The following is a 21914-nucleotide window of genomic DNA, read 5'->3' as shown; positions in this document are numbered from 1 at the left end:
AAATACATTTTTTGTTGCACTTCTATCAGGAACAGGCAGTCAATTTGTTTGTGGGGTAATATTATCCCTCTACCGCGTCCAAGCCAGCCAGCGATTAAACAAATTTTTCACAAACGGAGTCAAACGAGTGCGATTGTAAGCATCTCCGGCTTTCCGAATTGCCTCAGCTTGTGTCGGATACGGGTGAATTGTGCTAGCAATCTTTCCCAAACCAATATTGTTAACCATTGCCAAAGTAATCTCGCTGATCATATCCCCAGCGTGTCGCGCAACAATAGTTGCACCTAATATTTTATCGCTGCCTTTTTTGACGTGAATTTTCACAAATCCTTCCTCTTCGCCGTCAATAATTGCCCGATCGACTTGACTGAAAAAAATTAAAAATGTATCGATATCAAGGCCTTTTTCCTTAGCCTCGTGTTCCCCAATTCCGACGCGGGCAATTTCCGGGTTTGTGTAAGTACACCAAGGTATCGTCAAAGCGCTGAGCTTTTTGCGCCCGAAAAATAGAGTGTTTTGAATCACCATCCTTGCGGCAAAATCAGCAGCGTGAGTAAATTTATGTTTCATGCAAATATCCCCAGCGGCATAAATGCGGGGATTAGTAGTTTGCAAATTGTCGTTGACAAATACGCCCGTGTGTGTATCGTATTCGACACCGATCGCCTCCAGATTCAATCCTTCCACGTTGGGCGATCGCCCTGTACTCACAATAATTTCATCTACTGTTACCGATGCTTCCTTACCTGAAGATTTATAATAAATTACTTTGCCTGCATTTGTTTTCTCAACGCGCTCTATTTTTGATTCTAGTATTAGTTGAATTCCTTCGCTTACAAAAGCCTGCTGCACGATTTTAGCACCATCCGCATCTTCCTTATCTAAAATCTGAGCATTTTTGTGCAGCAATACGACTTCCGAACCCAGCCTGCGAAAGGCTTGAGCCAATTCGCAGCCGATCGGCCCTGCGCCAATTACTGCCAAACGTTGAGGTCTTTCTGTGAGGTTAAATACAGTTTCATTTGTCAGATATCCAGCTTCTTGCAAGCCGGGAATTTGTGGTTGTAGCGCCCTTGCGCCTGTGGCAATTACTGCTTTTTTAAAGCGTAGAGTTTGACCTGCAACTTCTACTGTATTATTGCTAGTAAAACAACCTGAACCCAGAAAAACATCGACTCCTAATTTCTCTTGATATCGTTGAACAGAATCAACATCGCTGATTCCCGCCCTGATGCGGCGCAGCCGTTCCATCACAGCGGCAAAATCCACTTCTACATTGTCAGAAACCTTAACACCAAATTTACTTGCTTCCCAAATATCGCCGACAGTGCGGGACGAGCGAATTAAAGCTTTTGACGGCACACAACCGACATTCAAACAGTCGCCGCCCATCAAATGTTTTTCAATCAAAGCAACTTTCGCGCCCAAACCTGCGGCACCTGCAGCAACAATTAATCCAGCGGGTCCCGCGCCAATTACTACTAAATTATAAGAACTAGCCGGCTGCGGATTTACCCAATCTGGCGGATGCAAATAGGAGACTAATTTCTGGTTGTGTTCGTCCATCGGGGGGACAGTTACGCGATCGACTTTTGACTGCGGCATTCGCAAATCCTCCTAATTAAATACTTTCTTCCAAAGCTTTGCTGGCTATCCTAGTGAGAAAAACAGTTACAGCAACAGTAGCTATAAAACCGAGGATATTGAGCGACCATTTGGCTGCTTCTGTTTGAGGATTTGTTGACTGACATATCGCGCCAAGCGCCGCAATATTTCCCACCAAAGAACCCGAGTAAACGTACATAATTGTACCCGGTATCATGCCAAAGGAACCCAGCACGTAATCTTTCAAAGAAACCTGAGTAATTCCCAGAGCGTAATTCAATAAATTGAAAGGAAATAAAGGACAAAGACGAGTCAAAAAAACTATTTTTAATCCTTGTTGGGAAACTGCGCGATCGAGAGCTTTAAACTTGGGGTGAGATTCCATATATTTTACCACGCGATCGCGGCAGAAATAGCGCCCGATCGCAAAAGCAAATACAGCACCTAAAATCGACGCCACAAAGACGTAAACAGAACCCCACCACAAACCAAAAATCGCCCCCCCTCCCAGCGTCAGTACCGAACCCGGTACAAACAGCACAGTAGCCAAGTTGTAAGTAGCTACAAAAGCCACCGGCCCCCACCACCCTAAATCCTCGATCCGCATTAACAGAGTTCTCACAACATCTTGAACGTAGGCAGATCTAGTTGCTACAATTAAGAGAGCGAGCAAAAGGGCGATCAAAAAAAACAACACTATGCGTTTAAATTTTACCCTAGCATAATCTTGGATTTGTTCTTTGGCCATGATTCACCCGCAAATATTTATCAGCATTATACTCCAAACTTAAATTATTACTGTAAACTCCCCTAAAAGCGATTGTCATGACACCAAAAGCCCAACTTCCAATCCCCCAACATTTCGACACTAAAAAATTAGGCGAAGTCTGGCGAGTCCCCTACCAAAAACGTGCCACCCAAGCGAAAGAGTGGGCAAAACAGCACAACATCCAGCCAGCCGCCAGCGACACAAACCGCATTTGTTTGCTGATAGTCGATGCCCAAAATACCTTTTGTTTGCCCGAGTTTGAATTATTTGTGGGCGGGCGTTCCGGTAGCGGTGCTGTCGAGGATAACCTGCGGCTGTGCGAATTTATCTACCGTAATTTAAATGCAATTACAACCATTGCGCCGACAATGGACACCCACACCGCCATGCAAATTTTTCATCCAATCTTTTGGATAAATGAAGCAGGCGAACACCCCCTACCAGCCGCCACGTCAATTACTTTAGAAGACGTGCAGCAAGGTATTTGGAAAGTCAATCCAGCCGTCGCCGATAGCATTAGCGGGGGCAATTTTTCAGCACTGGAAAGACAGGCTTGCCACTACGTCAAAAAACTCAGCGACGATGGGAAATATCCGCTGACAATTTGGCCTTATCACTCCATGGTGGGTGGCATTGGACACGCACTGGTTTCTGCGGTGGAAGAAGCAGTATTTTTTCATACTATAGCCCGCAACAGCCAAGCACTTTTTGAAATCAAAGGCGGGAATCCGCTAACAGAAAACTATTCGGTTTTGCGGCCGGAAGTTTTAGATGGATTCGACGGCAATCCGATTGCGGAAAAAAATGCTAACTTTATTGATAAATTGCTCGATTTTGATGCAGTAATTATTGCCGGACAAGCTAAAAGTCACTGCGTTGCTTGGACAATTGATGATTTGTTAACGGAAATTTTGACGCGAGATCCGAATTTGGCAAAGAAGATTTATTTGCTGGAAGATTGCACTTCGCCTGTGGTTGTTCCGGGTGTTGTTGATTTTACGGAACAAGCAGATGCAGCTTATCAAAAATTTGCGGCGGCGGGAATGAATATTGTTCAATCTACTGAGTTAATTCTGGGCGCTTAAAGACGAGTGTTTTTTCTTGGGGTTGTCTCTGCAAAAAAAAGTATACATGATTAACCAGAGGCGGTAATTTTTGTTCGCTTTGCACTCTGCTGCGATCGCATTTAACTGATTACTTATGATATCATATCCGGTAAATCATTTCCTAGAGAAGCGTAGTTAAGGAGTTTCCCGATGGCTGAAAGCGAAATTTATAGTGTTGTTCTTTTTCGGGAGCTGAGTGTGCAAGCAATTTCAAAACTCTCGGTAGCGATCGCCACGACTCTTCTGAACACAGTTGTAACTGCAACCCAAGCCTACGCAGTTCCCGTAACCTACGATTTCACCATCACTGTTACTAAAGGCGGGTTAGCGGGCAATTCATTCAACGGTTCTTTCAGCTACGATGATGCCAAATTGAAGGGAACGGGAGTGGAAGAATTGGGAATTAATGAGGGATTAACGACTTGCCTAAATTACCTGGAACGCACTTATCGCGAAACCGATGATACCAGTTATCCTACCTTTCCCACACTCAGATTTGAGGATGGCAAGATCGTGCAACTAAACTTCTGGATTCAGCCGAATAAGCGAGTTAATTGGTGGAATTTGCCTGGATGGGAAGTCAAGCTGTCTGAGCCTAAAAGGAGCGGTTCAACTGTTCCCAATTGTCAAAAACGGTGAGAGGTGGCCAAGCTGCGCTCGACCGTAAAAATATAGAAGGAAAATGTAAGCCATCGGTCGTCATAATCATGAAGAAATCACTCAGGTAATCTGCGCTGATTTTCCAGCCCTCTCCGACTTTCTGGCAGAGAAACCGTTGGTTATGGGAAAGGAACGCATCACATTAGATGCAACTGCCTACGGTTACATTGGTAATTTCCTGCAGCCATGCTAGGAAGGTGCACTCGTCACTTATCTGCTGGGGGGATCAACTTTTTGCGATCGCTAAGAACGGATGGCTCAACTATTGTTTAAAAAAACTGCCCAGGCACTCTTCCCTCTGCGTCACGAGTGCCTCTGCGGTTGACGATTTTTAATAACTATTTCCCATCCAACCTGGGGACTTCTTGCAAAAAACTGCCGCTCAACATTAATTCAGTCATCCGGTCTAACTTGCCGCTGACTTTTAATTTTTTATCTGTTTGAAAGCGCTCGATATCTGCTTTTAAATCGCCCCTATTATATCCTAATTTACTCAAATAGTCCCTAGCTTTTTTGTCACTTAACCAGATATCCGCAGAACGAAAAATCGGCACGTATTCCTCGCGCCAAATCTGGGCAAAAGTTGCCCTATCTAAATAGAAAATCCTGCCCCGCGCCGGGTCTCCAATTGCAGCAATACTGTCATTCATTCCCAGCAAAGCCACAGCGTGCGGTAGCTTCCGAGGGCCGTCAAACAGCCAAACTGCTAGCACTCCGGGGCGATTAATTTGCTGAATTTGCTCCCAAGTCGGCGCCAGTTCGATCGCATTTACGCCCAAAGCTCTGGCTGCTACAATTATTTGTGGCATAGAAGTTCCCAAGCGACTCGTCCCCGCAAAACGCGCTACACTCGATTCCGTCGCATCGATTCCCCAACGCCTTAACACTGTTGCCAAAGCCGCCGGCGCGCAACTGCTGTTAGATGTTTGTCGAAATACACCGTTTGGCTGCAAATTATCTATTAAATCAGCATAAATTGGCGCCATAAAATAGTTTTCAGCGCTGGTAAATCCTGCCAATCCCAAGCAACCAATTAAGATTACCGCGATTACTTGCGATCGCGCTGTCAACCAACTTATACTAAACCCAATACCGCCGACTCCCATCAACATCACTCGTAGCAAAGTCCAAGTAACTTGCATCCCGTGAAAGCGCCACTCGATCGGCAAAGCGGGCATTTGAGGCAGATTTAGAGCCAGTAGCAGCAAAGCAATATAAAAACCCAAAAACAGCAGGGCGATCGAATTTCTGCCCTTAAACAAATCATTAGCCGTCACTCCAGATCGAACTAACACCCGCCCGAACCGCATTCCCCAGACAAACAGCACCGAACCCAGCACCAACGTCACTACTATTTCCATGAACTCAAAATTTTGTTGCTTAACTAGGTTGTAACATTTATGTGATCGACTTGAAGCCCAATCAATAGTGGGAGAGAAGAAGAGTGGGGGAGAGAATTTGACGATGTTTGGGTTTCGTTCTTCCATTTCCCGCTACAATCGAATAAACACGATTTATCCAAAATCGAAGCAGGCAAAACAACCCTTAATCCTCAAGGCTTGACCTGCATAGCTTGCTCCCTATTAAGTTTTTTCAGGTTTTTCTTAATGAGTCTGAGTCAATGGTTGAGAATCGGATAATTCAGCTACCTAACCCAACAGGAGATCTTGCCAGGTGGGCCAACTTAAGGCTGAGAAACCGGAGGCTAATCGGATATGCCGTTCCCCTTGCTTTGAAGGCGATTAATTTGTTTGTTTTTTAAATATAGGAAAAATTTAAGATGATTAACTTCAAAGCCCCAAAATTAAGAGAGCGTATCCTGTGGGGATATTCCATACCGATTTTGCTTTCAGTTGGAGCAGCTACTTTAGTTTTTTTTAATGCTAAAGAAGTAGAAGGAAAAGGAAAACTGCTAAATAATTCTCATGCTGTTGTTATAGATTTGAAAGAGCAACAGCTAGGATTTGCAGGTATGCAAAAAGCTGCTCGTGGGTATTTTTTGGCAAAAGATAGTACTTTCTTAACTGAATACAATCAAGCGGTAAACAGCTTTGACCACTTCTATCAGGATTTACTCAAGCGGGTTCAAAACCCACAGCAGCGCCAGCGGCTGGATAAAATGAATGTCTTACAAAATCAGATAGACAAAGGCTATAAACAAGCCTTTTCTTTGGTTGACCAAGGTAAGAAAGACGAGGGAATTAACTTATGGAAGAGCCAAATTGTACCAAAGCTTCGTCAGGTTGATGCTATAGCTAAGGAGTTTCAAAGCACCGAGGAAAGTGTTTTAGTCGATCAAGAAAAAAAACAGATTCAAGCTTTGCAGTTCCTGAGTACAGTGGTGATTTTAAGCACTGCTTTAGCTGCACTTACGGCAATTGCGATCGCTCTGTGGATTGCTTCCGGCATTGCAGAGACACTGAATCAGTCCGTCACTATGATTGTTAGTTCTTCCACAGAGATTGCTGCCACAGTTGAACAGCAAGAACGCACAGCCGCACAGCAATCTAGTTCTGTAAATCAAACTACAATCACAATGGATGAGTTGGGCGCTGCTTCCCAACAATCAGCCCAGCAAGCCCAAGCTGGTGCTGAATCTGCACGGCAAGCTTTACAGATAACTGAAAAGGGAACCCTAGCAGTGGAGCAAACACTGGAATCGATGATAATTTTGAAAGAAAATGTCGGGGCGATCGCGACACAAATTCTGCGATTGAGTGAACAAACCCATCAGATTGGCAATATCTCTACTGATGTCACAGATTTAGCCAATCAAACAAATATGCTGGCACTGAATGCCTCAGTAGAAGCAGTCCGGGCGGGCGAAAACGCCAAAGGTTTTACTGTCATAGCCACAGAAATCCGCAAACTAGCAGATAAAAGTAAGAAATCAGCCGAGAAAATTAACCGCCTAGTCGAGGATATCAAGAATGCGATAAATTCCACTGTAACGGTGACAAAGGAAGGTACTAAAACAGTAGAAGAAGGAACCAAAATTAGTCAAGAAACAGCAGCAGCTTTCTCGGAAGTAGCAAATGCTGTTAACAATGTGGTATTGAACAATCAACAAATTTCTCTAACTGCTCAACAACAAGCAGTTGCTATTAAACAAGTAGTGGAGGCGATGAACAGCCTCAACCTAGCAGCAAAAGAAACCGCTAGTGGTATTACTCAAACCAAAGTAGGGACTCAACAATTGAACGATGCAGCCCAAAATCTCAATTCAATTGTCTAAAGGGTGCTCAGTGTTTTGGGCTAGCAGACTAGCACTTGATAGCATTGAGTCATGAATTGATCAGGCAGCCCTCCCAGCTTGTCAAACCTCTGGCCTCCAAGTAAAAACGATCGCAGGCGATCGCATCGCGAAGGCCAGGGCGATCGAATTGCCTGGTAAGACACATCCAGAGGCTATGCCTCCAGTTTTCCTGCTAAAAGAGCGAGCCTCTTCCTCTGGACATCAGTTCCCTAGCTCTTCCAGGGAACCAGTTATTTATGGTTTATTAGAAAGGGCGCGATCGCGTAAATAAACCCAAAATAAGATCGCCATAGATAAAACGCAAGAAGCTTTCCAAACAAATAACCACCAAGGACTCCACCACGCACCCGTTTGTACTTCGACAATATCTGAGCCACCAAACAATAAAAAAGTTAGGGTAGTAATCAGGCGATGATTTTTGGCTTTGCCTGATGTTTTCCAGGCATTAATAGCGAAACCAATAGCAAAGCAAAACCAGATAAAGGCTTCAATATAATTGCCGCTTACATATATTTGCTCTAATAATTTAGATTGTCCTTCAGCTTGTTCTAAAGAAGCCGGACTTAACAGGATTTGCCATGAATAAGCACCACCTATTCCGAGAAAAATAAAGAGAACTGTTAGTCTTATTGCTGCACCTTTTGTGATATTCATAATAATTAAAAGTTAATCGCATCTTACCCACTGATATCCTAACCGTCTTAGCGGTTGCTATATCATTAAAACCAAAAGTTAAATGCCCTCTTATTCACTAGATCCAAATTCTGTCTGTATCCTAGACTACAATTAACCCTTAGCTTAAACAGGACTTACGCACTCCGACAAAGAAACCGGGTTTTTTACCGAATCTGCGGGCTGCAACGCGTCTTTTCGTAAAAAAACCCGGTTTCTGGGCCCCCATGCGTAAGTCCTATTAAAAAAAGTAGACATATATTAACAAAGTAAATGTGCGATCACTCAGATGTTTGCCAGTTATTGACAAGAGATTTGAATGCCCCCCGATCGCCCTTCGCTACAACCTTTACCCACCAAGCCTTGGTTTTAACCAGTTTGGATAAGCAAATCGGCTCGCCCTTCCCAACGGCTCCTTATCGCTAGCCCACTCCTAAAAGATTTACTTATCAATCAATTTTAATAATTGTTTCATAATTTCCGCAAGAGTACGGTAAGCTAATAACGAAGCCAAGGAAACGGGGGGCTCGCAAAAAGTGAGTTCACACAACTCGGCCGATCGAAATATCGATATTAATCAAAAAAGTCAAATCTGCAGGGATAGTTTAAAGACTTATACTAGCGATAAATCTTTTGCTCCCTCCTGCCAACCTGCGCTCCAAACAGTTAGCTAAACCCAATTAGCGAACAGAAAAAAAGCGCCTTGATAAACTTCAGTGATGTCGTTACAGAAGATTATGAATTGCAGCGAGGCTAGGCTATGACCAAATTTTCTGAAAATTTTTCCCGGCGTAAATTTATCGTTACAGCAGGTGCATCTGCTGTCAGTTCTATACTGCTCAAAGGCTGTTTGGGAAATCCCCCAGAACCCGGTGCAACTGCCGGTGCTGGCGGCGCAATACCCGCGGCTACCTCAGTAATGGCTGTTGCCAACGAGAAAAGAGTCGAAGGAATTGAAAGCACTAAAATTACATTGGGATATATCCCGATCGTCGAATCAGCACCATTAATTATTGCCCAAGAAAAAGGCTTCTTTGCCAAATACGGCATGGTAGATGTCAAAGTCGCTAAGCAAGCCAACTGGGGCTCGGCCAGAGATAATGTAGAAATTGGCTCTGCAGGCGGCGGCATTGACGGTGGCCAGTGGCAAATGCCGATGCCTTATCAAATTAGTAAAGGTCTGATCACCAAAAACAGCGTCCAAATCCCGATGTATGTTCTGGCCCAGTTGAACACTCAGGGAAATGGAATTGCGATCGCGGCCAAACACCAAGGCAAAGGCCTAGGACTTAAACTAGATCAAGCGGCCCAAGACTACATCAAAGGCCTCAAACAAGCAGGCACGCCCTTCAAAGCAGCCTACACTTTTCCCAAAGCCAATCAAGACTTGTGGATTCGCTACTGGCTAGCAGCTAACGGCATCGATCCCGACACAGAAGCCGAGTTGCTAACAGTACCGTCAGCGCAAACCGTAGCCAACATGAAAACTGGAAGCATGGACGGTTTCAGCACCGGCGACCCCTGGCCACTGCGGATTGTCAAAGAAAACATCGGCTTCATGTCCGCCCTGACTGCCGAAATCTGGAAAAATCACCCCGAGGAATATCTAGCAATTCGCAGCGACTGGGTAGACAAACACCCGAAAGCCACCGAAGCTTTGCTAGCAGGACTGATTGAAGCACAGCAGTGGTGCGACAAACGAGAAAATCGTGCCGAATTGGTCGCCATTGTTTCCGGCAAAAACTTCTTTGACGTAGATCCGACAGTTTTAATACCTCCCTATGAAGGCAAGTACGTCATGGCCGACGGCAAACCAGACATCAACGACTTCAAGAGCAGTCCGCTGTACTGGAAAGACGACCTCGGCAACGTTTCCTATCCATACAAGAGCCACGATTTGTGGTTCTTAACCGAAAGCGTGCGCTGGGGTTTCTTGCCAACTAACACCTTGGCAGATTCTAAGACAATTATCGATAAAGTCAACCGCGAAGATTTGTGGAAAGCCGCAGCCAAATTAGCCGGAGTTTCTGAGGGTGACATTCCTACAAAATCCACTCGCGGTGTTGAGAAGTTCTTTGACGGTAAAGAATTCAACCCTGAAAATCCCGAAACTTACCTTAAGAGTTTGGCAATTAAAAAAGCGTGATGGGGTCGATCGCTTCCCATAACTTAGTCTGGAAAAAAACAGCAGAAACATAGGAGATTAGCAAGATGGCTGTCAGCATGAATCGGAGAAGGGGAGTCGATGCCCAAGGAGCGCTGGGCGAGTTTTGGAAAAAGAATTCGTCAAATATATTGCCGCCAATTTTAGGACTTTTAGGGTTTCTGTTAGTTTGGCAATTCCTGTCGGGTACAGGAATCATCAAGTTGCCACCCCCAACTAGCGTTTGGACTGACGAACGGACGCGGATTTTGTTGATGTATCCTTTCATGAACTCCAAAACCTACGGAGTCGGCTTATTTTGGCAGACTTTGGCTAGTTTGGAACGGGTAGCAAAAGGCTACACTCTCGCGGCCGCTGTGGGCATTAGCATGGGAGTTGTGGTAGGTACGAATCCCTTCCTAAACAAGGCTTTAGACCCGATTTTCCAGTTTTTGCGGATGGTGGCACCTTTGGCTTGGGTACCCATTGCCCTGGCGGCACTGCAACAAAACGAACCTGCTGCTTTGTTCGTAATTTTTATTACCTCAGTTTGGCCGATTTTGATCAACACGGCTGAAGGTGTCCGCCAAATTCCCGACGATTACAACAACGTGGCGAAAGTGCTGCAACTTTCTCGGAAGGAATATTATATCAATATTTTGTTCCCGTCGGCGCTGCCTTATATCTTTACCGGATTGAGAATTGCGATCGGTTTGGCTTGGCTGGCGATTATTGCAGCGGAAATTGTGATGTCTGGGATTACGGGTATCGGCTTCTTTATTTGGAATGCTTACCAGCAAAACTACATCAGCGAAATTTTGTTAGCTGTAGTCTACATCGGGGCTGTTGGTTTGTTGCTCGATCGCATGATGGCTTGGTTACAGCAAAAGATTGCTCCTTCTCAAGGAAAGTAGCTAATTCGATCTGTTGACTGTTACTCGTTCCCAGCCTCTGCCCATTGGTGACAACAAACACGTCAAACGTAATACCAGTCTGCTGTTTGATGATTAGGCAAAGATCCCCCCTAACCCCCCTTAAGAAGGGGGGAACCGGAAATGGATCAAAGTCCCCCTTCTTAAGGGGGATTTAGGGGGATCGAGATTCGATTACAAGCGACATTATCTATAGCCTTTCTCAGTAACATGAGGTGTTCTTGGGCATTGGGCAAACAGGGCATTGGAAGAGTACCTTACTTTCCTGAGAACCGCTATTGAAAAATAACAAACCTACAAAAAAGGCAAGAAAATCATGTCTGTTTTGATTGCAGTAGAACAAGTCGGAAAAGTATTTAATTTAACAGACGGCGGCACATACATAGCCCTCAAAGGCATCGACTTAGAAATTAAAAAAGGCGAATTTATCTCCTTAATCGGACACTCCGGTTGCGGTAAATCTACCTTACTAAATATGGTCGCAGGTTTGGATCTGCCCACAGAAGGATTGGTGACGATCGACGGACAAAGAATCACCCAGCCAGGCCCCGATCGCATGGTAGTATTCCAAAACTATTCGCTGCTACCTTGGCGGACGGTCAGAGAAAACATTACTCTAGCTGTAGACTCGGTGATGAGTGGCTTACCCAAAGCCGAACGCCTCGAAATCATTCAAAAACACATCGATATGGTGGGCTTAACTCCCCACGCAGAGAAACAGCCTGCATTGCTATCAGGCGGACAAAAACAGCGCGTGGCGATCGCCCGTGCTCTGGCCCTGCGCCCCAAACTGTTACTCTTAGATGAACCCTTCGGCGCTTTGGATGCTTTGACTCGCGGCAACTTGCAAGAAAAGTTGATGGAAATTTGCCAAGAGTACGAAATCAGCGCCCTGATGGTAACGCACGATGTGGATGAGGCCGTGTTGCTGAGCGATCGCATCGTCATGCTCACCAACGGCCCAGAATCGAAGATTGGCGGGATTCTCGACGTAGACATCCCCCGCCCCCGCAAACGGATGGAAGTCGTCTCACACCCCAGCTACTACGCTCTACGTAGCGAAATGATTTACTTCCTCAACCAGCAGAAGCGGGTGAAAAAACTGCGGGCGCGGAAAGTACCCGCGATCGCCCGCCACGGCCTAGAAAAAGTCAACCTCGAACTCGGCTTTATCCCCTTAGCAGCCTGCGCTCCCCTAGCTGTCGCCAAAGAAAAAGGCTTGTTTGCCAAACACGGACTCGATGAAGTCCACCTCGTGCGGGAAACAAGCTGGCGCGGCATCGTAGATGGCATCGCCGCCGGTTACTTAGACGCAGCCCAAATGCCCTCTGGGATGGCGATGTGGTTGAGCTTGGGAGGCCACCAAGAGAAGCCGATTCCGACGGTTACAGCCCTCACCATGAGCCGCAATGGCAACGGAATTACCCTCGCCAGGCGCTTTTACGACCAAGGGATCTACACTCTGGCCGACTTTAAAAAAATGCTCCAGAGAACGCCCGCGCAAACGCACCGTATGGCGATCGTGCACCCTTCTTCCATGCACAACCTGCTGCTGCGTTACTGGCTGGCTTCCGGTGGCATTGACCCGGATCGCGATGTGTTGCTGAAAAATATCCCACCGGCTCAGATGATCGTTGACTTGCAGGGCGGCACTATTGACGGTTTCTGCGTCGGCGAACCTTGGAACTTGCGGGCCTCGATGGAAGGAGTCGGCTTTACGGTGGCGACAGATTTGGAACTGTGGCCCGGACACCCCGCGAAAATTCTGGGGGTTCGGGAAGACTGGGCAAATGCTTATCCCAACACTCACATTGCTTTAGTCAAAGCTTTGCTCGAAGCTTGCCACTATTGCGCCGATCCAAATCACGCCGCCGAGGTTTCGGAAATTGTCGCGGGACGGGAGTACGTCGCTACTGATAAGAGTTTCATCCAACTCGGCGATCCGAAATCTAATGCCTGCAACCTGACTTCTCCGATGCGGGAATACGCCCACCACTTGTTCTCTGGAGATGGGGTGAACCGCCCAAGCCGCACCGAACAACTCTGGCACATGGTGCAGATGGCGCGCTGGGGCGATACTGTGTTCCCCCGCAACTGGGTGGAAATTCTGGAGCGGGTGGTGCGAGTCGGTGCGTTCAGCACGGCGGCGCGAGAGCTGGGGATGGCTGATATTACTTACACTCGCGGTTCTCTCAGCTTGTTTGACGGCTCGGTGTTTAATGCTGACGATCCGATCGGCTATCTCAACAATCTGGCGATAAAACGCGATTTCACGATGGCGGAAGTTGTACTCGATTCCGGCCGCAGAGCTGCTTAGAGCGGTTTTTAGTTGGATAAAAAAAGGGTAATTGCTAATTGTTAGTTGTTGCTTTTTAGCTGTTAATTGCTAGTGATCAATTCCCTCTTCATGACCTCCGTTACATCCGTTAAATCCCGTACATTGCTCGTTGCCGAACTTGCTTCTTTCTTTGCGAATCACCCACTCACAATTTCCTAAACCCATGCTCAACACCACTAAAAACCAGACGAACACCAAAACTCAAATTCAGCGGGTAAAAGGCCGCCGCCAACCTTTTTTGGTGATTGACAATGTTTACAAAGAATATCCAAACGGTTACAGAGCTTTAGAAAACGTCAATCTGAATGTAGCTGAGGGAGAGTTTATTGCTCTGATCGGACACTCGGGCTGCGGCAAATCAACACTGTTAAATATGGTGTCGGGTTTTAGCCATCCGAGCCAGGGTACGGTGTCGATTAACGGAGAGCGGATTACGAAGCCGGGCCCCGATCGCATGGTGGTGTTTCAGGGTTACGCTTTGCTGCCTTGGCGGACGGTGTTTGAAAATGTTTATATAGCTGTTAATGCTGTATTTCCGAATAAGTCGAAGGTCGAAAAAAATGCGATCGTCAATGAGCATTTGGCGATGGTGGGATTGACGGAAGCTGCCCAGAAAAGACCGCCACAAATTTCGGGGGGGATGAAGCAGCGGGTTTCGATCGCCCGCGCTTTGGCAATTCGCCCGAAAGTGCTGATTTTAGACGAACCTTTTGGTGCTCTGGACGCAATTACTAAGGAGGAATTGCAAGAAGAGTTGCTGAAAATCTGGAACGATCACCGCTGTACGGTGTTGATGATTACTCACGATATTGATGAAGCGCTGTTTTTGGCCGATCGACTGGTGATGATGACTAACGGCCCGTCGGCGACAATTGGCGAGGTTCTGGAGATTCCTTTTCCGCGTCCGCGCGATCGGGTTCAAATGATGGAAGATCCGGAATACTACAATTTGCGGAACTACGCCCTAGATTTCCTGTTCCGTCGTTTTGCACACGATCACGATGCCTAATCAGTTGAGAAATCAAAGTTAAAGAGGAGAATTATGAGACTTCTCGAAAAATTTTAATTCTTGTGCGGAGTAGGGGTTGGGCATCCTGTCGGCCCAAGACGAGCTTTTTTGCACAAGTCTATTGAAAAGTTGAAGCCCCAGTGTTCCCCGATTTCAGGGGAACATCCCTACGGGCGCAATTTTCCCGATCCGGTTGGGTAAACTGAAGCTTAATGGTGGGCGATAAGTTTTTTCGGACGTTCGGATCTTTTTCCGATATTTTACGTCTACCAGCCAAGAGACCCGATTGCCTAGCTGTCGGTAAGCTGGCATGAACTTAGCCCACCTTCGATCGAGGGTGGGCTTCTTCTTCATGTTATTAACAGTTTTTGGGCGATCGGTGGTTGGTGCATTCCACCCTTGGAACTGGCACACTGCGGGAACGTCGATCGGTGTTTCATGGATTAAGGCTGTTGTCAATATAGCGGTTTTCAGTTGAGTGAAGTACAGATATCGGGTAGGGAAACGGTTTAGCCTAAGTCCGGGGCGGGGCTCTGTGACTTTTAACAATTGGTATTACTCAGGTTTGCACGAAAAAATCCTCTGGATCGATTCCCCAATTTACCCAGCGAATTGCCTCAAGAGCCGTTAGCGAAGCCCTCGAAGAGGATCGCACATCAGGCGGCACTCGCAAAGCGTGAATGTGTCCCGTACTTGGACAGCTCATTTTTAACAAATAAACTGGCTTTGCATTACCCCTAATATCAAAATCATCGTCAAACTCGATGCTTAATAGAGTGTATCCCTGCCAACTATCTAATTCTGTCACCGCTAATTCTTGACAAATGCGATCGTAACTAATTCCCTGAATTAAGGCGCGCCGAATTTCTGCATTCTGTTCCTTCAACACCCACTTAGACTGCCACTCGTGCGGGTGCAGCTTACCGTACCATTCAGGTAAAATCACGCCGTGATAGGCGTAAATCGAAACACCGTCGGCAAATTGTACCGCTGGTGTTCCTTCGGCGTGCAAGCGGTGGTTGCTGTCAACGGAAAGTGCGATCGGCTTTTCACAGACAATGCAAACTTTGTCATAGGGATAAATCAAGCCGCAATCCCGGACAATCGATTGAAAAACTATCCAATTTCTGGCGTAGGAATGAGGTAAATTTAGAACGGAAATGCAAAAATCCAACAAACTGCCATAAGCAGCCCACAATACTGGTTGAATGCAATTACTGAATAGTTCTCTTCCTAATCTTTGCCAGTAAAAGTCTCGACTCGGCTCATTGAACACCTCTTCCGGTGGCAATTGGCTTGCTATGAAGCCAGCTAAATAATTGCGGTGTGCCTCCCACATTTGCGTTTGCAGTTGAGTATAAAGTCGAGCTGAAAGTTGAGTTTGCAGTTGGCTTTGCAGTTCGATTTCTAGTTGGCTCCCCAAATAACGTCGCAGTTGTTTTTCTAGCTGGCTGCGAAGTTTTCTCTCAAATTCGCTCCGCAGTTCGCTGCTGGGATTGTCAACTCGACTGAGGATTATATCAGCAGCTTCGTAGGGGCGATCAACAAAAATGATTTCCGGTGCTTTTTTGCCGATCGCACTGTATGCCGATTTTATTGTTTCCGCAGCTTGCGAGCGATTTATCGGCCCAGTGGAAAGCGATATCGCTCTCCACTTTTCCCGATAAACTGGAATCAAAGCTGCTTGTTCAGGCGTTAGTTTTTTAACCTTAGTCTGCGACATACCTCCAACCTTGTGGCTCATATTGCCGCTGAATTCGCACCATCCAATTACCTTCGGGAATTGCGATCGCATGGTGTTCTTCGTGACTCAATAAAGCTGTCGGTGAAAGCACCCGCAAGTACAGAGTCCCGTCTTTTTCGTACAGTTCAGCTTGTCCCTCAATAATCTGGTGAGAATGTCCGGTGACTTCACCTTCGGCGAGAGTTAGGTGAGGTTTTTTTTCTCCTTCGATTTGCTGTACGGGGGTGAGAATTACGTCGCCTTGTCGGATGGGTTGCATAGGTTTTTTCTCAATTTTGTTTGCTGGTGTCGATCGATCGAGCTTTTCTACCGCAACTTTATACTACATTTGTAATACATGGCTGTCAAGAGCCACAAACCAAATTCCATAACTCTTTGCTGCACTGACAGACGTTATCTTGGAAGGTGAAAGTGCGATCGCAGACAGAAATGCTACAGTAGATGTTAGTTTCGATAAAGTTTTAGGTTTGAATGCCTACCTACGCGCAGCTAGAGGGTTTGTATCGAATCAGTTATTACTTGACATATTTGGCATTGCAACCTATTCACCTCGTCTGTGTTGACGAGAGAAGCAAAAACTTGTTCGTATTGGCTGGATATGACGAGGAAATTGAGATTGAAATTGCTCCAAATGGAGAGGTATTTTAATGAGCCAAGTAGATTATACTGCAATGTCTGATCGAGAATTAAAGCGTTATTTTCTTAAAAATCGCGGGGATAAAGCAGCACTGCAAGCCTACTTAGACCGGCGGAAAAAGCGCTCGAATTTAATCATAACTAAAGTGGGAGATTCGGATTTCGATACTAAGATTGAGGCAGCCATTCGCCAGCAAATGAAAGAATATAAAGGTTAGTCTTGTATCCTAACAATATATTTATAAATGCGGGAGCGATCGCCCAAGCCACTTTCTCTCTAAACCGCAGAAATCCCGCGCCGAAACTCCTTAACTGCTTCAACCCTAGAAGCCATCAGCAAGCAGCGAGACAGCAGGTTGATGTCTAAACCGGGCAGAACTTCGCTTTGGTCAATTTTTTCATATCCGTGCGATCGCAAATGATACAGGCCAAATACTCCATCCTCCCAACACCAAACTTCGGGGACTCCCAAGGCTTGGTAACGATTCAACTTGCTTTCGTTGCCGCTAGTAAATACAACTTCGATCGAGAAATCTGCAATGCCTCCCGATGCTTTGCCAATTAAGTAAGATTAATCTACTTGTGCGGAGGCTTTTCCTTCTTCTTCCTGGGTAAAGCTTCCTAGGGGAGTAAAATCGATTTGTTTTTCTACAAAATAAGTGCCCAGCAACAGGGCGATGACACCGCTGAAGACTTCATGTTCTTGCGAAACTGCCAACATTTCTACCTCACCTTTGAAATAAAAAAGTCGGAGGCCGGGGGAATCAGAAAACCCCTGCTCCATTAGCTTGAATTGTTGCCAATCAATCCCGGAGTGAATTAGGCACTGGTCTTTTGCGTTTGTCTAAGGTTGCTGTTATGGCACGACATTTTTTAACTATTTTATAGCAATTTGAATTAGCACAAGTTTTCAAGCACATTGGTAGGGTGCGTCAGAGCAAAAAAAACTGTTTAAATCGAAACTAATCGATGTCAGACGCACCATACAAGTTGATTTAACTATTATATTATCCTTGAAATGCGGCAACCGAAACTCGATCGCGCCCAGATTCTTTCGCCCGATAAAGCGACTCGTCGGCGATCGCGATTAGCTCCCCCGGCTGCGATATTGGCGCCGGAATGCAGCAAGCTACACCCAAACTCAGCGTCACGTATTCGCTGACAGCAGACTTAGCGTGAGGTATGTGCAAACCCCGCACCTGTTGTGCGATCATTTCAGCTACGCAAGTCGCACCTTCAATATCCGTATTCGGCAAAACTATTACAAATTCTTCCCCACCGTAACGCGCTACTAAATCTGCCGGTCGCTTTACCGAATGTTGGATAACCGCCGCCACTTGCCGCAAACATTCATCCCCCGCTTGGTGACCGTAAGTGTCGTTGTAAAGTTTGAAATAATCAATGTCGCACATAATCAAAGACAGCGGTGCTTCTTCTCTTGCCAAACGCCGCCATTCCGTATCGAGGTATTCATTAAAAGAGTGGCGGTTTCTTACCTCAGTCAAACTGTCGTAAGTTGCCAAATAGTGCAAGGCTCGATTCACCGTTTCTAACTGCTTTTTCTGCTGCTGCAACTGACGGTTGAGCTCCGCCAACTGCTGTTCGGCTGAGTGCGATCGCAACAAATTTCTCACCCTCGCCAGCAATTCCCTCTCGTCAAAAGGCTTTGAAATATAATCATCAGCACCCGCATCCAAACTTTCGATCCGAGCTTCCATCCCCGCTCGCGCTGTCAAAAAGATTACCGGAGTCGATTTCAATTCTGGCGTGTTCCGAATCTCCTTAAGCAAATCCAGTCCGTTTTGTCTGGGCATAACTTGGTCGCTTACAATCAAATTTGGCTGCAAAGTTTTGGCTTTTTCTAAACCTTCAACCCCGTCACTCGCCACGGCGACTCGATAGTACGGAGTTAATAAAGTTTGGAGGTAAGCCACCAAAAAATTGTTGTCTTCTACTACCAGCAACAGCGGTAATTCTCTGCTGTCAGTGGTTAATAGTTCCCCATTATTTTTGTCGTCAGAACTTTTAGGTTCCGGCAGCGGGATCTGGAGTCCGCTCGCCCCGACATTTCCCGAACCCCACTCTCCGGCGCCGAATCCGGTCAGTCCCGCCAATTGGGCGATCGCGCTCACCAACTGATTCGCTTCCACCGGCTTCGACAAATGCCTCTGAAACCCCGCCTCCAGCGCCGATGCCGAATCTTCTTCCTCGATGCCTTCCGTCAGCGCCACGGCCGGCAGCAGTTCCCTGTGTTCGGACATTTCCATTGCTCTGATGCGGCGGATCAAATCGCAGCCGTCTGCTCCCGATACCGTCATATCGCTCACCAACACGTCGGGCCGCGACTTTTGCAACTCGGCCATCGCTTCGGTGGCGCTACCCACCGCTGTTACCTGGGCTCCAAATGCTTCCAGGCCAGTTTTGAGAAATTTCCGGATCTCGGCGCTGCTTTCCACCACCAGAACTTGCTTTCCCGCTAGGGGTTTGGAAACCGATCCGGGCCGGCTTTCACTTTGGGCGATCGCAGCAGTGCGATCATCGGCTGCATTTTTGTTGGCAATCGGTAGCAGCACCCCAAAGGTGGCCCCCTGACCGATACCGGGACTCGAAGCCCAAACACTTCCCCCGTGCAGTTCCACTAACTGCTGCACAATTGAGAGCCCCAGCCCCAGCCGGTGGTGTTCCTTGCTCTGGAAGCTGTCTGCGGGGCGGAAGTAGTCAAAGATGTGTGGCTGAAATTTGGGGTCGATGCCGCAACCGCTGTCGCTGACCCGAATCAAGACGCCGGACGGACTAGGATCGAGGCGCACTTGAACTGGGTTTGGTGTCGATTCTGGGGTGAATTTGATGGCGTTGGTAACGAGGTTCCAGACTACTTGTTGGAAGCGTTCTGCATCTGCCAAAATGTAATCGACGCCGGGGTCGAAATGTTTTTCTACGCAGATGTTTTTAGCCTCGGCGTCGGGACGGAGGGTATCGATCACAGATTCGACGATCGACGGGAGGTGAACTCGGCTGATGTTCAGGCACACTTTCCCCCGCAGCAGCCGCGAGAGGTCGAGGAGATTGTCTATTTGTCGGTTTTGTAATTTGGCGTTGCGCTCGATGATTTCCAAAGCGCGGCTGGTGGTGGCTTCGTTGAAATTGCGCGATCGAGCTAGCTGCGCCCATCCCAAAATCGCGCTCAGGGGCGATCGCAGTTCATGGGATGCCATCGCCAGAAATTCGTCTTTTGCCCGGTTGGCTTCGACTTGGGCGGCTTCAACGGCTTTGCGATCGGTGATGTCGAATCCGATCGCCAAATACTGACAGGGTTTTCCCTTGCATTCTAACAGCGGAACTACTGTTGCGTACACCCAATAATCAGTTCCATTCTTAGCTTTATTCTTAATGTCTCCTTGCCAAACTTCACCTTTGGCAACAGTTAACACCAAATTTTTGATTAATTCCGAAGATTTATATTCCGAATGGAGGATGCCGAAGTGGCTGCCGATTAGTTCGGCGTGGGAATAGTTGGAGATGGAGCAAACTCTTTGGCTGACATAGTTGATAATTCCTCGCGCGTCAGTCCTCACCGCAAGTGCCGATCGGTCGATCGCTCTTTTAAAATCTAAACATTCTTGCAGCAACGAATCTAGTTCTTTTGTTGTAGAATTTTGACCTGGGCTATCAGGCGCGTTTTGTTGCTGGCGATCCCGCTTATCCTTACTCCGTTGTTGGATTTCCATTGCTTCTCTCTTCCCCTGACGGCTGACACCTAATCTACTCGCATCCTGATTCATTATCACTATTTTCTTTCCCGCGCCGGCGGGTGCAATATTTTGTATCTCTTCATCTTCCAGAAAAATTGGCATACACCACATCCACTCGGGAGTCACCTCAATTTTTGTTTATAGGGGGCTAAGTTTTGTCAATCTGAGGACTGATTTTTTCCTATCTAGCCGATCCTCGGCTGCTTGCTAATTCCCTTTTATATTTTATATTTTATATTTTACTATGTGGAATTACTGATAAATTTAGGGTGGGGAGCACGCGCCTAGAATTGCATTCTTGTTTTAAACGGGTATCATAACCGTCATTTTTTTTCTCACAATTAGTCCTGGTAGCTGGCCCAAAGTTTCGTCTTCTGCTGGCTTTCGGGTCTGGGGGATTCTGTCTCATCTGCACTGAAAGACAATATGTGCAGGGCTAGACCGTTCCCAAATCAGGGGCGGGTTTGGGCGCACAAACTCCCTGTCTGGCGATCGTCCGTAACTTCTTTTAAATTATTTTCTTCTACATCTTGACAGGTCTGTACCTTTTTTGTATTATAAAATGTAATATACCTTCAGAGAAGAGAACCGCCCAACTGCATTGACGCACTCAACTATTAACAATTTGAGGAAAATCGTCTGTGAATTTAGACACTGTACGCGAGCAATTTGAACAAAGAGCATTTGATTATGACGGCTTAATTCCTCGCCTCATTCCGCGCTATCGCGAGCAGCACGATGTAATACTCCAGTTGATCCCTTTTAAAACTAATGCTAACATAAAAGTTCTGGATTTAGGCGCGGGGACAGGCATACTGTCGGCAATGATTTTGTCAGCATTTCCTCAAGCAAATGTCCTCGCCTTTGATATGGCCCAAAATATGCTGAAAACTTGCCAAACTAACTTGTCCGCTTTCCGAGAACGGCTGACCTTGCAGCAAGGAAACTTTGCCGAAGATGATTTCGGCAGCGGTTACGATTTGGTAGTTTCAGGCTTAGCAATCCACCACCTCGACAGCGCCGGCAAACAACAGCTATTTCACCAACTTTTCCACTCGATGAATCCAGGGGGAATCTTGCTAATTCGAGATATTGTGACAGGTGCTACTCCCCGGCTGACTGAGCAATACGAAAACTTGTGGCGGCAGTACATGAAAGCTAACGGAGAAGACGATGCAGCCGGGAGCGTGTCACTTTTGCGCTAAGTATAAATACTTAATAAGAGGAAAATAGTGGCTTTGAGCCATTGTTGAGCAAAATAGGCGAGAATAATAGTGTCTTATTAATGGCGA

21 protein-coding genes are annotated in these 21914 nt (G+C 46.6%); 11 read left to right on the top strand and 10 right to left on the bottom strand.

Features of this window, described 5'->3' with window-relative positions:
• Positions 1-69: 69 nt before the first annotated feature.
• Positions 70-1605: a mercuric reductase gene (locus QT994_RS12700; RefSeq protein WP_333174976.1), complete on the bottom strand. Its 1536-nt coding sequence runs from the start codon at positions 1603-1605 to the stop codon at positions 70-72.
• A gap of 16 nt (positions 1606-1621) precedes the next feature.
• Positions 1622-2353, bottom strand: a complete 732-nt coding sequence (locus QT994_RS12695) for a TVP38/TMEM64 family protein (protein ID WP_333174974.1) — start codon at positions 2351-2353, stop codon at positions 1622-1624.
• Positions 2354-2430: 77 nt separating this feature from the next.
• Between QT994_RS12695 and QT994_RS12690 the strand changes: the two genes are divergently transcribed.
• From QT994_RS12690 to QT994_RS27815, 3 genes are all read left to right on the top strand, one after another.
• On the top strand, positions 2431-3459 hold the full coding sequence (locus QT994_RS12690) for an isochorismatase (protein ID WP_333174972.1): 1029 nt from the start codon (positions 2431-2433) through the stop codon (positions 3457-3459).
• A 219-nt stretch (positions 3460-3678) separates the two neighbouring features.
• Complete coding sequence (locus QT994_RS12685) at positions 3679-4119, top strand: hypothetical protein (RefSeq protein ID WP_333174969.1); 441 nt, start codon at positions 3679-3681, stop codon at positions 4117-4119.
• A 52-nt stretch (positions 4120-4171) separates the two neighbouring features.
• Positions 4172-4333: a glutathione S-transferase C-terminal domain-containing protein gene (locus QT994_RS27815; protein WP_445243901.1), complete on the top strand. Its 162-nt coding sequence runs from the start codon at positions 4172-4174 to the stop codon at positions 4331-4333.
• A 145-nt stretch (positions 4334-4478) separates the two neighbouring features.
• Here QT994_RS27815 and QT994_RS12680 read toward each other — a convergent pair whose 3' ends face one another.
• Positions 4479-5501 (bottom strand): cysteine peptidase family C39 domain-containing protein, encoded by a 1023-nt coding sequence (locus QT994_RS12680; protein WP_333174967.1) that lies wholly within the window; start codon positions 5499-5501, stop codon positions 4479-4481.
• Positions 5502-5920: 419 nt separating this feature from the next.
• Here QT994_RS12680 and QT994_RS12675 point away from each other — a divergent pair, with 419 nt between their 5' ends.
• A complete protein-coding gene (locus tag QT994_RS12675; protein WP_333174965.1) occupies positions 5921-7375 on the top strand; it encodes a methyl-accepting chemotaxis protein in 1455 nt (484 codons plus the stop codon).
• Positions 7376-7630: 255 nt separating this feature from the next.
• Here QT994_RS12675 and QT994_RS12670 read toward each other — a convergent pair whose 3' ends face one another.
• A complete protein-coding gene (locus QT994_RS12670) occupies positions 7631-8050 on the bottom strand; it encodes a hypothetical protein (protein WP_333174963.1) in 420 nt (139 codons plus the stop codon).
• Between the two features lie 778 nt (positions 8051-8828).
• Between QT994_RS12670 and QT994_RS12665 the strand changes: the two genes are divergently transcribed.
• From QT994_RS12665 to QT994_RS12650, 4 genes are all read left to right on the top strand, one after another.
• Positions 8829-10214, top strand: coding sequence for a CmpA/NrtA family ABC transporter substrate-binding protein (locus tag QT994_RS12665; protein WP_333046127.1), 1386 nt, complete (start codon positions 8829-8831; stop codon positions 10212-10214).
• 65 nt (positions 10215-10279) lie between these two features.
• Positions 10280-11125 carry a nitrate ABC transporter permease gene (gene ntrB, locus QT994_RS12660; RefSeq protein ID WP_333174960.1) on the top strand — a complete coding sequence of 282 codons (846 nt, stop codon included), beginning with the start codon at positions 10280-10282 and terminating at the stop codon, positions 11123-11125.
• Positions 11126-11459: 334 nt separating this feature from the next.
• Complete coding sequence (locus QT994_RS12655; RefSeq protein ID WP_333046133.1) at positions 11460-13460, top strand: nitrate ABC transporter ATP-binding protein; 2001 nt, start codon at positions 11460-11462, stop codon at positions 13458-13460.
• Positions 13461-13644: 184 nt separating this feature from the next.
• Positions 13645-14490, top strand: a complete 846-nt coding sequence (locus QT994_RS12650) for a nitrate ABC transporter ATP-binding protein (RefSeq protein ID WP_333174959.1) — start codon at positions 13645-13647, stop codon at positions 14488-14490.
• 153 nt (positions 14491-14643) lie between these two features.
• Here QT994_RS12650 and QT994_RS12645 read toward each other — a convergent pair whose 3' ends face one another.
• The 3 genes from QT994_RS12645 to QT994_RS12635 all read right to left on the bottom strand — a co-directional run bounded on the left by QT994_RS12645 (position 14644) and on the right by QT994_RS12635 (position 16493).
• Positions 14644-14949 (bottom strand): hypothetical protein, encoded by a 306-nt coding sequence (locus QT994_RS12645; RefSeq protein ID WP_333046138.1) that lies wholly within the window; start codon positions 14947-14949, stop codon positions 14644-14646.
• Positions 14950-15049: 100 nt separating this feature from the next.
• Positions 15050-16213 (bottom strand): DUF6745 domain-containing protein, encoded by a 1164-nt coding sequence (locus QT994_RS12640; RefSeq protein WP_333174957.1) that lies wholly within the window; start codon positions 16211-16213, stop codon positions 15050-15052.
• Entirely contained in the window at positions 16200-16493 is a 294-nt protein-coding gene (locus QT994_RS12635; protein ID WP_333174955.1) for a hypothetical protein, read from the bottom strand. Before QT994_RS12635 ends, QT994_RS12640 begins: the two co-directional genes overlap by 14 nt.
• Positions 16494-16705: 212 nt before the next feature.
• Between QT994_RS12635 and QT994_RS12630 the strand changes: the two genes are divergently transcribed.
• Positions 16706-16882 (top strand): DUF6888 family protein, encoded by a 177-nt coding sequence (locus QT994_RS12630; RefSeq protein WP_333046144.1) that lies wholly within the window; start codon positions 16706-16708, stop codon positions 16880-16882.
• A complete protein-coding gene (locus tag QT994_RS12625; protein ID WP_333046145.1) occupies positions 16882-17088 on the top strand; it encodes a DUF6887 family protein in 207 nt (68 codons plus the stop codon). The genes QT994_RS12630 and QT994_RS12625 overlap by 1 nt, the downstream gene beginning before the upstream one ends.
• Positions 17089-17147: 59 nt before the next feature.
• On the opposite strand, the gene QT994_RS12620 is transcribed toward QT994_RS12625, so the two are convergent.
• The 3 genes from QT994_RS12620 to QT994_RS12610 all read right to left on the bottom strand — a co-directional run bounded on the left by QT994_RS12620 (position 17148) and on the right by QT994_RS12610 (position 20724).
• The gene (locus tag QT994_RS12620) at positions 17148-17360 is read right to left on the bottom strand and encodes a hypothetical protein (protein WP_333174953.1); all 213 of its coding nucleotides are present in this window, start codon (positions 17358-17360) and stop codon (positions 17148-17150) included.
• Positions 17361-17441: 81 nt separating this feature from the next.
• Entirely contained in the window at positions 17442-17591 is a 150-nt protein-coding gene (locus QT994_RS12615) for a hypothetical protein (RefSeq protein WP_333174951.1), read from the bottom strand.
• A gap of 286 nt (positions 17592-17877) precedes the next feature.
• On the bottom strand, positions 17878-20724 hold the full coding sequence (locus QT994_RS12610) for a diguanylate cyclase domain-containing protein (RefSeq protein WP_333174948.1): 2847 nt from the start codon (positions 20722-20724) through the stop codon (positions 17878-17880).
• 539 nt (positions 20725-21263) lie between these two features.
• Here QT994_RS12610 and QT994_RS12605 point away from each other — a divergent pair.
• Positions 21264-21827 (top strand): class I SAM-dependent methyltransferase, encoded by a 564-nt coding sequence (locus tag QT994_RS12605; RefSeq protein WP_333174945.1) that lies wholly within the window; start codon positions 21264-21266, stop codon positions 21825-21827.
• The last annotated feature ends 87 nt before the right edge of the window (positions 21828-21914 follow it).

Source organism: Microcoleus sp. S13_B4 (genome assembly GCF_036700885.1).
Classification (GTDB): domain Bacteria; phylum Cyanobacteriota; class Cyanobacteriia; order Cyanobacteriales; family Microcoleaceae; genus Microcoleus.
This window is presented reverse-complemented; position numbering and strand designations above follow the sequence as displayed.

Bases quoted from the DNA above. Each gene is read 5' to 3' on its own strand.
- QT994_RS12625 (WP_333046145.1), top strand. From the start codon at position 16,882: ATGAGCCAAGTAGATTATACTGCAATGTCTGATCGAGAATTAAAGCGT.
- QT994_RS12670 (WP_333174963.1), bottom strand. From the start codon at position 8,050: ATGAATATCACAAAAGGTGCAGCAATAAGACTAACAGTTCTCTTTATT.
- QT994_RS12655 (WP_333046133.1), top strand. From the start codon at position 11,460: ATGTCTGTTTTGATTGCAGTAGAACAAGTCGGAAAAGTATTTAATTTA.
- ntrB (WP_333174960.1), top strand. From the start codon at position 10,280: ATGGCTGTCAGCATGAATCGGAGAAGGGGAGTCGATGCCCAAGGAGCG.
- QT994_RS12680 (WP_333174967.1), bottom strand. From the start codon at position 5,501: ATGGAAATAGTAGTGACGTTGGTGCTGGGTTCGGTGCTGTTTGTCTGG.
- QT994_RS12635 (WP_333174955.1), bottom strand. From the start codon at position 16,493: ATGCAACCCATCCGACAAGGCGACGTAATTCTCACCCCCGTACAGCAA.
- QT994_RS12665 (WP_333046127.1), top strand. From the start codon at position 8,829: ATGACCAAATTTTCTGAAAATTTTTCCCGGCGTAAATTTATCGTTACA.
- QT994_RS12630 (WP_333046144.1), top strand. From the start codon at position 16,706: ATGCCTACCTACGCGCAGCTAGAGGGTTTGTATCGAATCAGTTATTAC.
- QT994_RS12690 (WP_333174972.1), top strand. From the start codon at position 2,431: ATGACACCAAAAGCCCAACTTCCAATCCCCCAACATTTCGACACTAAA.
- QT994_RS12700 (WP_333174976.1), bottom strand. From the start codon at position 1,605: ATGCCGCAGTCAAAAGTCGATCGCGTAACTGTCCCCCCGATGGACGAA.
- QT994_RS12640 (WP_333174957.1), bottom strand. From the start codon at position 16,213: ATGTCGCAGACTAAGGTTAAAAAACTAACGCCTGAACAAGCAGCTTTG.
- QT994_RS12615 (WP_333174951.1), bottom strand. From the start codon at position 17,591: ATGTTGGCAGTTTCGCAAGAACATGAAGTCTTCAGCGGTGTCATCGCC.
- QT994_RS12695 (WP_333174974.1), bottom strand. From the start codon at position 2,353: ATGGCCAAAGAACAAATCCAAGATTATGCTAGGGTAAAATTTAAACGC.
- QT994_RS12675 (WP_333174965.1), top strand. From the start codon at position 5,921: ATGATTAACTTCAAAGCCCCAAAATTAAGAGAGCGTATCCTGTGGGGA.
- QT994_RS12650 (WP_333174959.1), top strand. From the start codon at position 13,645: ATGCTCAACACCACTAAAAACCAGACGAACACCAAAACTCAAATTCAG.
- QT994_RS12610 (WP_333174948.1), bottom strand. From the start codon at position 20,724: ATGCCAATTTTTCTGGAAGATGAAGAGATACAAAATATTGCACCCGCC.